At 73.1% G+C, this 12,001-nt stretch carries 9 protein-coding genes; 8 read left to right on the top strand and 1 reads right to left on the bottom strand.

Annotated features, from left to right (window positions below):
• Positions 1-31: 31 nt before the first annotated feature.
• Positions 32-787, top strand: a complete 756-nt coding sequence (locus BCL76_RS03230; RefSeq protein ID WP_109777923.1) for a 3'-5' exonuclease — start codon at positions 32-34, stop codon at positions 785-787.
• Between the two features lie 25 nt (positions 788-812).
• On the opposite strand, the gene BCL76_RS03225 is transcribed toward BCL76_RS03230, so the two are convergent.
• Complete coding sequence (locus BCL76_RS03225; RefSeq protein ID WP_109777921.1) at positions 813-1,676, bottom strand: phosphotransferase enzyme family protein; 864 nt, start codon at positions 1,674-1,676, stop codon at positions 813-815.
• Positions 1,677-1,760: 84 nt separating this feature from the next.
• Here BCL76_RS03225 and BCL76_RS03220 point away from each other — a divergent pair, with 84 nt between their 5' ends.
• From BCL76_RS03220 to BCL76_RS03190, 7 genes are all read left to right on the top strand, one after another.
• The gene (locus BCL76_RS03220) at positions 1,761-4,001 is read left to right on the top strand and encodes an FUSC family protein (protein ID WP_109777920.1); all 2,241 of its coding nucleotides are present in this window, start codon (positions 1,761-1,763) and stop codon (positions 3,999-4,001) included.
• A gap of 50 nt (positions 4,002-4,051) precedes the next feature.
• Complete coding sequence (gene mgt / locus BCL76_RS03215) at positions 4,052-5,254, top strand: macrolide-inactivating glycosyltransferase (protein ID WP_109777919.1); 1,203 nt, start codon at positions 4,052-4,054, stop codon at positions 5,252-5,254.
• A gap of 20 nt (positions 5,255-5,274) precedes the next feature.
• Positions 5,275-5,865 (top strand): DUF1697 domain-containing protein, encoded by a 591-nt coding sequence (locus tag BCL76_RS03210; RefSeq protein ID WP_109777918.1) that lies wholly within the window; start codon positions 5,275-5,277, stop codon positions 5,863-5,865.
• Positions 5,866-5,987: 122 nt separating this feature from the next.
• Positions 5,988-6,989, top strand: coding sequence for a ketopantoate reductase family protein (locus tag BCL76_RS03205; RefSeq protein WP_109777917.1), 1,002 nt, complete (start codon positions 5,988-5,990; stop codon positions 6,987-6,989).
• A 364-nt stretch (positions 6,990-7,353) separates the two neighbouring features.
• Positions 7,354-8,181 carry an FAD binding domain-containing protein gene (locus BCL76_RS03200; protein ID WP_109777916.1) on the top strand — a complete coding sequence of 276 codons (828 nt, stop codon included), beginning with the start codon at positions 7,354-7,356 and terminating at the stop codon, positions 8,179-8,181.
• Complete coding sequence (locus BCL76_RS03195) at positions 8,178-10,907, top strand: molybdopterin-dependent oxidoreductase (RefSeq protein ID WP_109777914.1); 2,730 nt, start codon at positions 8,178-8,180, stop codon at positions 10,905-10,907. Before BCL76_RS03200 ends, BCL76_RS03195 begins: the two co-directional genes overlap by 4 nt.
• A complete protein-coding gene (locus tag BCL76_RS03190; protein ID WP_109777912.1) occupies positions 10,904-11,878 on the top strand; it encodes an antibiotic biosynthesis monooxygenase in 975 nt (324 codons plus the stop codon). The genes BCL76_RS03195 and BCL76_RS03190 overlap by 4 nt, the downstream gene beginning before the upstream one ends.
• Positions 11,879-12,001 lie beyond the last annotated feature (123 nt).

Raw genomic sequence — 12,001 nt, 5'->3', positions numbered from 1 at the left:
GGAGGGGCACGGGGTGGAGGACAGGCGCGGCATGGGGGACTGGCACGGCGGTGTGCTGATCGGATTCGACCTGGAGACGACCGGCACGGAGCCGGGGGAGTCGCGGATCGTGACGGCGGCCCTGGTCGAGGTGCGCGACGGTGCGGTGCGGGAGCGGCGCGGCTGGCTCGCGGATCCGGGGATACCGATCCCGGAAGGGGCGTCGGCGATCCACGGGATCAGCACGGAGCGCGCGGTCGCCGAGGGACGCCCGGTGCGGGAGGTCGCCGACGAGGTCGCCGAGGCTCTGGTCGGACACTGGCGCACGGGCGCGGTGGTGGTCGCGTACAACGCGGCTTTCGACCTGACCCTGCTGAGCGCCGAGCTGGCCCGGCACGGGCTGCCGTCGCTGGCCGACCGGCTGGGCGGGGCACAGACCGGCCCGGTGGTGGACCCGCTCACCATCGACCGAGCCGTGGACCGTTACCGGCGGGGCAAGCGGACCCTGGAGGCCGTCTGCGGGGTGTACGGGGTCACCCTCGACGATGCGCACGACGCCGGGGCGGACGCGCTGGCCGCGGTCCAGGTGGCACGCGCGATAGCCCAGCGGCACCCGGAGGTGGCCGGGCTCAGCCCGGCCGACCTGCACGAGCGACAGAGCACCTGGCACGCCCGCTGGGCCCGCGACTTCCAGTCGTACCTGCGCCGCCAGGGCACCCCGGACGCGGTGATCGACGAGGCCTGGCCGCTGCGCGGCCTGATCCCGGCCCAGGCCGGAGCGGTCCGCGGGATGTCCCCCCGACCCTGATCCGGCCCGATCCGAGGGGCACGCCCTAGAAGGAGTGCCACCGGGATTCCCGGTCGCCGTCCCTGAGGGAGGCCACGCGGCGGCGGAATTCGGCCTGTGCCTTCGGGTCGGCGGGGGCGTGTTGGGCGACCCAGGCGCAGGCGGCCGTCTCCCGGGCGCCGCGCAGGACCGCGCAGCCCTCCCAGTCGCGGACGTCCCACCCGTACGCCGCCACGAAGGCCTCGTACGCGTCGGCCGGCATGCCGTACCGGTCGCGGGAGAGCGCCATCACCACCAGGTCGTGCTCGCGCAGATCGGCCGAGACGGTCTCCAGGTCGACCAGGATCGGGCCGTCCGGGCCCACGTGGACATTGCGGGGGAGGGCGTCGCCGTGGATCGGGCCCGGGGGCAGCCGGGGGGACAGGGCCGCCAGCTCACCGGCGTAGGCGTCGCGGCGGGCCCGTAGATAGCCCGCGTCGGCCGGATCCACGGCGTCCCCCGCCAGCCGCAGCCAGCGTTCGACCCCGGACAGCAGGTCCCGCGCGGGCAGGACGAAGGGCGGCTCGGGCAGCGCGTGCACGAGACGCAGCAGCGCCGCGAGGTCCTTCGGCCCGGCGGGCCGCACCGCGTCCGGCAGCCGGTGCCACAGGGTCAGCGGATACCCGTCCACCAGCCGGGGCTTCGGCTCGGCCGCCCGGACCGCCGGGATCCCGGACGCGGCGAACCAGCCGGACACCGCGAGTTCCCGCTCGGCCCGCTCCAGCAGCGCCGCCTCCCGGCCCACCTTCACCACCAGGTCGCCGATGGCGAAGACCGCGTTCTCGCCGAGCGCGAGGAGCACGGCTCCGCCCGGTGTGCCCCTGGTCAGGCCCGCTGTCGCCAGTACCTCGCGTGCCCGCGCCTCGTCCATGCCGCCGATCCCGCCCCTCGTCGTGGTTCCGCTCCCGCCCGTCAGTATGTGGTGGCTTCCGGCAGGTGGCCTGATCCTGGAGTCATGTGCGCCGAACACGACGGACGCGCCGACCGGGGACCCTCGGTCGTGACGCGGCGCGCCCTGCGCACCACCCTCTCCGCGTGCACCTCGTTCTTCGTGTGCCTGTACGCGCTGGACCGGCCGGTGGCGGCGACGTACGCGCTGTTCGCCGCGGTGTCGATGGCGGCCCTCTCCCACATCCCCGGCACCGGACGCCAGCGGGCGGCGGTCATGGTCAGGGCGACGCCCACCGCATGGGTGCTGCTGACCATCGGCACCTATCTCGCGATCCGTACCTGGAGCGCCGTCGTCGGCATGCTCCTGATCGGCTTCTTCCTCGCCTTCGTGGCGGCCGCCGGGCCCCGCGCCGCGGGCGCCGCGCCCGGCCTGCAACTGCTCTACATCCTGCCGTGCTTCCCGCCCTACGCCCCCGACACCCTGCTGGAACGCCTCGGGGGAGCCACCCTCGGCCTTCTGCTCCTGGTCCTCGCCGAGATCTTCGTCCTGCCCGAGGCGCGCGGGCCGACCTACCGGCACCTGGCCGCCGGCGCGGCCGACACCGCCGCCCGCTGCGTCGCCGAGCTGGGCCGGGCTCCGTACACGCTGTCCGCCGCCTCCGCGGAGACGGCCACGGCGGCCGGCGGGTCGCTGCGGCCCTTCCGGGTCGGCGAGGCCGACCGTCCCGCCGGTCCGGGCCTGCGCGACCGGGCCCTGTCCCACATGGGCCTGGCCGCCCGCACGCTCCTCGCCCGCCTGGTGAACCTGCCCCCGCCACCCCCGCCCCCGAGCCCGGTGCCGATGGAGCAGGAGACCGAGGTGCTGACCGCCGTCGGCCGGGCCGTCACCGAGACCGCGGACCTGCTGGACGGCAGGGCCACCACCACCGAAGCGGCCGATGTCCTGCGGACCGTACGGGAGCGGGCCACCGCCTCGGCGGCGCGGGAGGCACCCACGACCGCCGCGCGGGGCCGTCGGCGGGCGGCGGTGCTGGAGGTGGCGGACGCGGCCGTGGCCCTGGCGACGGCCGCCGAGCTGGCGGTACGGGGTCGGCACGCGCGGCTGCCCGAAGACGTCGACTCGGGCCGGTTCTGGTACGCGGGCAAGCGCGCGCCGCGCCTGTGGTGGCACCGGCTGGCCGGACACGCCGGGCCACGCTCCGTGTACTTCCAGAACGCCGTCCGGATCAGCCTCGCGCTGGCGGCCGCCCGTACGGTCGCGGGGTTGGACTCGTTGCCCCACGGCTTCTGGGCGATGCTGGCCGTCCTCAGCCTGACCCGGACCACCGCCGCCCAGACCCGGGAGACGGTACGCGTGGCGATCACCGGCACCATGCTCGGCGCCTTGGCGACGGGATTGCTGCTGGCCCTGATCGGCGGCCACACCACCGTCTACGCGATCGCCCTGCCGTTCGTGATGCTCACCGCGTTCCGGGTGGGGCCGGTCCGGGGCGTGGGCTGGGCCCAGGGCATGTTCACCCTCGTGGTGGCCTTCGTCTTCGCCCAGCTGACGCCCGTGACCTGGCAGCTGGCCGAGGTCAGGATCCTGGACGTGATCATCGGCAGCCTGATCGGGGTGGTGTTCGGCGTGCTCGCCTGGCCGCGCGGGGCGCAGCGGGAGCTGCACCGGGCGGTCGCCCTGCTGCTGACGACGGAGGCCGAGACGGTCGAGCGCACCACGGCCGCCGTGCTGGAGGGAGGGCCGGGGCACGTCCCCGACGACCGACCGCTCCAGCACGCGCTGACCATGGCGGAGTCCGCGTTCGCGCAGCACCAGAGCGAGCCACGGACGACCGAGGAGCCGACCACGGACTGGCAGGCGGCCATGATGTCGGGCCACCACGTGCTGTGGGGCTCGCGGCGGCTGTTCGTCCGCGGCGGTCCGGCCGTCGGGCCGGCGAACAGTGTCCGGCTGGACCACCGGGCGGCCGGGGTGGTCACGCGGATGCGGGAGGCGGCCGAGTGGGCGGGAGCGGGGGCCGGAGAGGCTGCGGAGGCCGGGGATCCGCGGAGCGCGCCGCCCGGGCCCGCCGGACCCGCCGTGGACGGTCCGCCGGGGCTCTCCTCGCCGCGGTTCTTCGCCACGCTCGCCTGGCTCAACTCCCTCGACGTCGACGTCGACCGGATGACGGCCGCGGACCACCCGTCCGGCCCATCGGGTCCGAACGGCTCGTCGGGTGCCTCGGGGGCGGACGGCTCGGGTCCGTCGGCTGCGGACGGTTCAGCGGGTCCGTCGGGTCGGCCCGGCCCGTCGGGTCCTCCCTGAGCCGCCGAAATAAGTTGCACGAGACGTATCGTCTCGTTTACCGTTCGATCATGACCACAGCGAAGCCCGCCCACATCGCCATGTTCTCCATCGCCGCCCACGGGCACGTGAACCCGAGCATCGAGGTGATCCGCGAGCTCGTGGCCCGCGGTCACCGCGTCAGCTACGCCATCCCCGCCTCCTTCGCCGAGAAGGTCGCGGAGACCGGCGCCACGCCCGTGATCTACACCTCCACCCTTCCCACCGACGACGATCCTGAGGCCTGGGGAACCGAACTCATCGAGAACCTGGAACCGTTCCTGAGGGACGCCGTCCAGGCGCTCCCGCAGCTCGCCGCCGCCTTCGAGGGCGACGAGCCCGACCTCGTCCTGCACGACATCACCTCCTACCCCGCGCCCGTGCTCGCCCACCGATGGGGGATCCCCGCCGTCTCCTTCTCCCCGAACCTGGTCGCGTGGGAGGGGTACGAGGAGGAGGTCGCCGAGCCGTTGTTCGCCGAGCTGAAGGCCTCCGAGCGGGGACGGGCGTACTACGCCGCCTTCGCCGCCTGGCTCACGGAGAACGGCCTCGGCGACGACGTCGACCGCTTCCAGGGCCGCCCGCGGCGCAGCGTCGTCCTCATCCCCCGGGCGCTCCAGCCGCACGCCGACCGCGTCGACCGGTCCGTGTACACCTTCGTCGGTGCCTGCCAGGGCGATCGCAGCGCCACCCAGGGGACCTGGCGGCGGCCCGCGTCGGCCGAGGGCAAGAAGGTCGTACTCGTCTCGCTCGGCTCCACCTTCACCAACCAGCCGGCCTTCTACCGCGCCTGTATCGAGGCTTTCGCGGACCTGCCCGACTGGCATCTCGTCCTCCAGATCGGCACGTTCACCGACGAGGCGGACCTGGGTCCGGTCCCCGCCGGGGTGGAGGTCCACCGCTGGGTCCCGCAGCTGGACATCCTGCGCCAGGCCGATGCCTTCATCACCCACGCGGGCGCCGGCGGCAGCCAGGAGGGGCTCGCCACCGCCACCCCGATGGTCGCCGTCCCGCAGGCCGTCGACCAGTTCGGCAACGCCGACATGCTCGTCTCCCTCGGCGTGGCCCGACATGTCCCGATGGCGGACGCCGACGCCACCACCCTGCGCGAGGCGGTCCTCGAACTGGTCGCCGACCCCGAGGTCGCCGCCCGCGCCGAAGCCGTCCGCGCCGCGATGGCCTCCGAGGGCGGCACACGTCAGGCGGCCGACCTCGTCGAGGCCGAATTGTCGTAGGCGGGTTCTAGGGTGCGCCCATGACGAAGACGGTGACGAAGACGACGAAGACGACGAAGTCGACGACGCGCAGGTACGCGGCCCTGCTGCGCGGGATCAATGTCGGCGGGAACAAGAAGGTCCCGATGGCGGAGCTGCGTACGCTGCTGGACGGGCTCGGCCACGGCGACGTGCAGACGTACCTGCAGAGCGGCAACGCCGTCTTCAGCAGCGCGCGGCAGGATCCGAGCGCCCTCGCCCGGGAGCTGGAGGCGGCCATCGAGGGGCACTTCGGCTTCCCCGTGGCGTGCCTGGTGCTGGACGGCGCGTACCTGCGCGCCGTCGCCGAGGCCTGCCCGTTCCCGGCGGCGGAGCTTCAGGGCAAGCAACTGCACGTCACCTTCTGCTCCGCGCAGCCCGGGCCGGAACGCTTCGCCGCGCTCGACGAGGCGGCGTACCTCCCCGAGGAGTACCGGATCGGCGAGCGCGTCATCTACCTCCACGTCCCCGAGGGCCTGGGCCGCTCCAAGCTCGCCGAGGCCCTCGCCAAGCCCGCCGTGGTCAAGGGCCTCGACGTGACCACCCGCAACTGGAACACCGTGGCCAAGCTCGTGGAGCTGACCTCGGCCTGAGCTCGGCCGGACGAACCCGACCGGCCGGCGGAAGTACCCCGGGCAACGCGCGCCCCCGTCCGCACGGCAGTTCGTCTTGCCCCGACGCAGACCCCGGCGGCCGGATGTGCCAGGCTCGTGGCATGCGTTACATCATCATCGGCGCGGGCGCGGTCGGCGCCACCATCGGCGGACGGCTCGCGGAGGCGGGCGGCGAGGTGGTCCTCGTCGCCCGCGGCGCGCACGCGCAGGCCCTGCGGGCCGAGGGGCTGCGGCTCACGACGGCCGACGGGACCCGGGTCCACCGGCTGCCCGTGGTCACCGAACCGGACGAACTGGGTGAACTGCGCCCCGACGACGTGCTGTTGCTGTCGGTGAAGACCCAGGACGCCATCGCGGCGCTCGACGCGTGGGGCGACGCGGAGGTCGTGGGCGGCGGTACGGCCGCACAGCGCCTGCCGGTGCTGTGCGCGCAGAACGGCGTCGAGAGCGAGCGGCTGGCGCTACGGCGCTTCGCGCGCGTGTACGGGGTGTGCGTATGGCTGCCCGCCACCTTCCTGGAGCCGGGCGTGGTCTCGGCGCTGTGCGCGCCGCTGACCGGCATCCTGCACGTGGGCCGGGCGGCGGGCGGCACGGACGACCTGGCCCGGGCGGTCGCGGCGGACCTCGCCAAGGCCGGCTTCGGGGCGCCGGCGGCCCCGGACGTGATGCGCTGGAAGTACGCGAAGCTGCTGGGGAACCTGGGCAACGCGATCCAGGCGACCACCGGACCGGAGCCGGACCCGGCGAAGGCGGCGCTGTTGCTGCGGGCCGTCCGCGAGGGCAAGGCCGCCTTCCGGGCCGCGGGTGTCCCGTACGCCTCGGACGCCGAGCAGGCGCTGGCCCGCGACGGCAAGGTGGAGCAGCCGGCCGGCCTGCGGGGCGGCTCGTCCTGGCAGAGCCTGGCCCGCGGCACGGGCTCGGTGGAGGCGGACTATCTCAACGGGGAGATCTCCCTGCTGGGCCGGCTGCACGGGGTGCCGACACCGGTCAACGACGTGCTGCGGCACGCGGCGAACATCTTCGCCCGGGAGGGCCTGCCGCCGGGCGCGATGTCGATCGAGGACCTGACGGCCCTCGCGGACGAGGCGACGGCCCGCCTCTGACGGTTCCACCGCAGAACGCCCCCGCTGAGGCGTCGGCCGAGCGCCCCGGCCGAAGGCGCCCGCCGAGCGCCCCCATCGAGCGCGTCCGCCGAGCGCCCCTGCAGAACGCGCCCCCGCCAGACCCGGTGAGGCCCGCTGCCGGAGCGCGTCGCCGTTCGGCGGGCGGGGCAGGGACGGCCGGGGATACGCTGAAGAGGAGTCTCTCCGTCCGCCGGTCCTCGCCGCAGTGCTTCGACCGCAGCGGCCGTGTCCGGCCCGGACATCGACCCGGGCCCGGACCCGGGCTTCGCCCCGGGCCCCGAGCACACCGGTCGCCGGCGGGCGGTCCGTGACACGACCGCCGTCGTGAGGGGGATCGATCCCCGTGGACCTCAACACGATCACCGAAGTCGTCCGACGCCCGCCGGACCGGCCCGGCGCGGACTGGCGCGAGGGCGACGCCTGGCTCGCCGGCGGGACCTGGCTGTTCTCCGCGGAGCAACCGGACCTGCGCCGCCTCGTCGACCTGACCTCCTTGCGCTGGGCCCCCCTCGTGCCGGGCGACAAGGGCTTGGAGATCGGCGCGACCTGCACCGTCCGTGACCTCTACGCCTTCGCGCCCCCGGCCGACTGGACCGCGGCCCCGCTCATCGCGACGAGCTGCGAGGCGTTCCTCTCCTCGTTCAAGGTCTGGAACGCGGCGACCGTCGGAGGCAACATCTGCATGTCGCTGCCGGCCGGACCCATGATCACGTTGACGGTCGCGCTGGAGGCCCGGTACGAGCTGTGGGCCCCGAACGGGACGACACGCACCGTCGACGCCCTCGACTTCGTGACCGGAGACCACCGCAACGTCCTCACGCCCGGGGAGCTCCTGCGGCGCGTCGAGATTCCCGCGCACGCCCTGCGCAAACACGCCACGCACCGCCGGTTCACGCTCACCCGCCTCGGCCGCTCGACGGTGTTCCTCATCGGCACGCGCACCCCCGGGCGCGGCGACCTGAGGCTCACCGTCACCGCCGGCACCACCCGGCCCGTGCACATGGTGTTCGACACCATGCCCGACGCCCCGACCCTCCAGCAGAGCATCGACGTCATCCCCGCCGACCTCTGGTTCGACGATCCGAACGGTACTCCCGGCCACCGGCGCCATCTCACGAAGTACTACGCCGAAGAGATCCGCCGTGAACTCTCCGCAGGGGGTGCGTCATGACGTACCGGGTGAACGGCAACACCTTCGACGAGGAGCCGGCCCCCGGCCAGTGCCTGCGTACCTTCCTGCGCTCGCTCGGCCACCACGGTGTCAAGAAGGGCTGTGACGCCGGAGACTGCGGCGCCTGCACGGTATGGCTGGACGGCGCTCCCGTGCACAGCTGCATCACCCCCGCCTTCCGCGCGAACGGCCACGAGGTCACCACCATCGAGGGGCTGGGATCACCCGGCGGCCTGCACCCCGTGCAGCGGCAGTTCCGTGACGCCCCGGGATTCCAGTGCGGCTTCTGCACGGCAGGGATGATCATGACCTCGGCGACCTTCACCGAGGCCCAGAAGGCCGATCTGCCCCGGGCGCTGAAGGGCAACCTCTGTCGCTGCACCGGCTACCGGGCGATCGAGGACGCCGTGCGAGGCCTCGTCGGCGTGGAGAGCGCGGAGCCGGGGAAGGCGGTGGGAAGGAGCGTCGGCGCACCCGCGGCCGACGACGTGGTGACCGGTCGCGCCGAGTTCACGATGGACACCCGGATGGACGGCATGCTGCACCTCAAGGTGCTGCACTCGCCGCACGCCCACGCCCGGATCCTCTCGATCGACAAGAGCGCCGCCCTCGCGGTGCCCGGCGTGCAACGGGTCTACACCTGGAAGGACGTGCCGCGCAGGGCCTTCACCACGGCGATCCACACCGACCACCTCGTCGACCCCGACGACACCTACATCCTCGACGACACGGTGCGCTTCGCGGGCCAGCGCGTCGTCGCGGTCCTCGCCGACACGCCAGGGGCCGCCGAGGAGGGCTGCCGAAGGGTCGCCGTCGAGTACGAGGTGCTGCCCGCGGTGTTCGACCCCGAGGCGGCCATGGCCGACGGGGCCCCGCAGATCCACGGCGCGGACGACCCCTTCGTCCGCGACCCCGTCCGCAACATCCTCCTCGAAATCCATTCGCACATCGGCGACGTCGACGCCGGGTTCGCCGAGGCCGACGTCATCCACGAAGCCACGTACTCCTCACCGCGCGTGCAGCACGCGCACCTGGAGACCCATGGCTCGATCGCCTGGATGGAGGACGGACGCCTCAACGTCCGCACCAGCTCGCAGTCACCCTCCATCGCCAAGGTCAAGCTCGCCCACCTGTTCGCGCTGCGTCCCGACCAGCTCCGGGTGTTCTGCAAACGCGTGGGCGGCGGGTTCGGCGGCAAACAGGAGGTCATCTCGGAGGATCTGGCCGCGCTCGGCGCGCTGGACACCGGCCGGCCCGTGTGCTTCGAGTACACGCGCGAGGAGGAGTTCACCACGGCCTCGCCGCGGCACCCGATGACGCTCACCGTCAAGCTGGGCGCGAAGGCGGACGGCACCCTCACGGCATTCCAGGTCCGCAACGTGTCCGACACGGGCGCCTACGGGAACCACGGCGGCGAAACGCTGTTCGCGGGCGGCGCGGCCGTCATGATCTACCGCTGCCCCAACAAGAAGTACGACGCGTACTCCGTCTACACCAACACCGTGCCGAGCGGGGCACTGCGCGGCTACGGGATGACGCAGCCGGCCTTCGCCGTGGAATCGGCCATGCACGAACTGGCCCTCGCCCTGCACATGGACCCGTTCGAACTGCGCCGCCGCAACATCGTGCGGCCGGGCGACCCGCTCGTGGCCATGCACGACGGTCCCGACGACGTGATGTTCACCGAGGACGGCCTCGCGAAGTGCGTCGACCTGGTGGACCGAGCCCTGGCCCGGACGGCGGACCAGGACCCGCACCTCGGCCCCGACTGGCTCGTCGGGGCGGGCGTCGCGGCCTCCCTGCACGAGACCGCGCCCCCGACCGAACACATCTCCGAGGCCTGGGTGACGCTGGGCGACGACCTCATGTACGAGGTCGCCGTCGGCACGGTCGAGTTCGGCGAGGGCACCTCGACCGCCCACGTCCAGATCGCGGCCCAGCAGTTGGGCACCACCACGTCGAGGATCCGCCTGGTGCAGTCCGACACCGACCGCACGGGATTCGACACCGGGGCCTTCGCCAGCGCGGGCCTGTTCGTGTCCGGCAACGCGGTCCTGCGGGCGGCGGGCGCCGTGCGCGACCGCATCGTGGAGTTCGCCGCCGCCCGGACGGGCATCCACCCCGTCATGTGCTCGATGGACGACGACGGCGTCGTCTGCGGGGACCACCGCGTCTCGCTGGCCGAACTCGTCGCGTCGGCGCGGGCGCGCGGCATCCGCTTCACCGCCGCCCGCAAGGCCTACGGATCGCCGCGCAGTGCCGTCTCCAACGCGCACGGGTTCCGGATCGCGGTCCACCGGGTGACCGGTGAGATCCGTGTCCTGCACAGCGTCCAGGCGGTCGACGCCGGTGTCCTGATCAACCCCGCCCAGGTCCGCGGACAGGTGGAGGGCGCCGTCGCCCAGGGAATCGGTTTCGTGCTGACCGAGAACTTCCGGATCGACGAGAACGGGGTCATGGTCAATCCGAACCTCCGCAACTACCGCATCCCCACCTACGCAGACGTCCCGCGCACCGAGGTCCTCCTGGTGGACTCGGCCGACTCCGTCGGCCCGATGCGCTCGAAGGGCATGGCCGAATGCAGCATCAACCCGGTGGCCCCCGCCCTCGCCAACGCCCTGCAGGACGCGACGGGGATCCGCTACCGGTCGTTGCCGCTGACACCCGACCGGATCTACAGCCGGCTCGGCGAGAAGCAGCCGCTCCCGAAGGCCTCAAGCACATGAACACCGAGAACAGCCACGCAGCGGACGCCGAGGCCACGGCGATCATCGCGCAGAAGGTGCTGCCGGGCCGGGAGCGGGAGTACGAGGAGTGGCAGCAGGGCGTCAACACCGCCGCCTCCGCCTACGACGGGTACCTCGGCGTCGAGGTCGCCCCGCCCACCTCCCTCCAGCCCGAGTGGGTCATCGTCTACCGCTTCGACTCGGTACCCCACCTGCAGGCGTGGATCAACAGCTCCACCCGGCAGCAGCTCCTGGAGGTAGGGGACCGCTACCTCGACGGACCCGGAACCCAACAGGTGGTGAGCGGCCACACCCCCTCGCAGGACGCGTCGGTGACCGTCGTCATCACCCACCGCGTGCACCCGGAGCACGTCGAGGACTTCCTCGCGTGGCAGCGCCGCATGGCCGAGGAGGAGAGCAGGTTCGAGGGCTTCCGCGGCAGCGAGTTCTTCCCGCCCGTCGACGGCCTCCAGGACGAGTGGACCACCTTGTACCGCTTCGACAACGCCCAGCATCTCGACGCCTGGCTGACGTCGGACCGCAGGCGCAAGGTCCTCGCCGAGGGGAAGGACTACGACTTCGACCTGCGCACCGTCGACAACTCCTTCGGCAGCTGGTTCGCCTTCGAGGAGAACGGCCGGGAAGGACCCCCACCGTCGGTCACCAAGACCGCCGTCGCCGTCTGGGTCGGTCTCTATCCGACCGTCGTCCTGCTGGCGCTCGCCACGTCCCCGCTGGGGATGCCCCTGTGGCTCGGACTGCTCGTGGGCAACCTGCTGTCGAGCTTCGTCATGAGCTTCGTGACCATGCCCTACTACGTGAACCCGCTGCTCGGAAGGTGGTTGCGCCCGACGCCGGACGAACCGGCGACCAAGGCCAACCTCATCGGCGTCGGCATCGTCGTCGCCCTGCTCGCCTTCTGGGTGCTGGTCTTCTACCTGGTGACCACCCAGATCTGGCACCTGCCCTGACTCCGGCGCCGCTTGGCCCATCCGGATGACCCGGCGGTGCGCCGGTGCCGGCAGGAGCGGGGGCACGGGCAGGCTCGGGGCTCGTACCCGAACACCTCGGCCCAGAGCCCGGACGGACGGCCC

It is taken from the genome of Streptomyces sp. CG 926 (genome assembly GCF_003148825.1).
Classification (GTDB): Bacteria; Actinomycetota; Actinomycetes; order Streptomycetales; family Streptomycetaceae; genus Streptomyces.
Note: the sequence above shows the minus strand (reverse complement) of the source record. Positions and strands in the feature narration are given on the sequence as shown.

Excerpts from the sequence above, each read along its gene's own strand:
- BCL76_RS03230 (WP_109777923.1), top strand. The coding sequence starts at position 32 with ATGGGGGACTGGCACGGCGGTGTGCTGATCGGATTCGACCTGGAGACG.
- BCL76_RS03225 (WP_109777921.1), bottom strand. The coding sequence starts at position 1,676 with ATGGACGAGGCGCGGGCACGCGAGGTACTGGCGACAGCGGGCCTGACC.
- BCL76_RS03220 (WP_109777920.1), top strand. The coding sequence starts at position 1,761 with ATGTGCGCCGAACACGACGGACGCGCCGACCGGGGACCCTCGGTCGTG.
- mgt (WP_109777919.1), top strand. The coding sequence starts at position 4,052 with ATGACCACAGCGAAGCCCGCCCACATCGCCATGTTCTCCATCGCCGCC.
- BCL76_RS03210 (WP_109777918.1), top strand. The coding sequence starts at position 5,275 with ATGACGAAGACGGTGACGAAGACGACGAAGACGACGAAGTCGACGACG.
- BCL76_RS03205 (WP_109777917.1), top strand. The coding sequence starts at position 5,988 with ATGCGTTACATCATCATCGGCGCGGGCGCGGTCGGCGCCACCATCGGC.
- BCL76_RS03195 (WP_109777914.1), top strand. The coding sequence starts at position 8,178 with ATGACGTACCGGGTGAACGGCAACACCTTCGACGAGGAGCCGGCCCCC.
- BCL76_RS03190 (WP_109777912.1), top strand. The coding sequence starts at position 10,904 with ATGAACACCGAGAACAGCCACGCAGCGGACGCCGAGGCCACGGCGATC.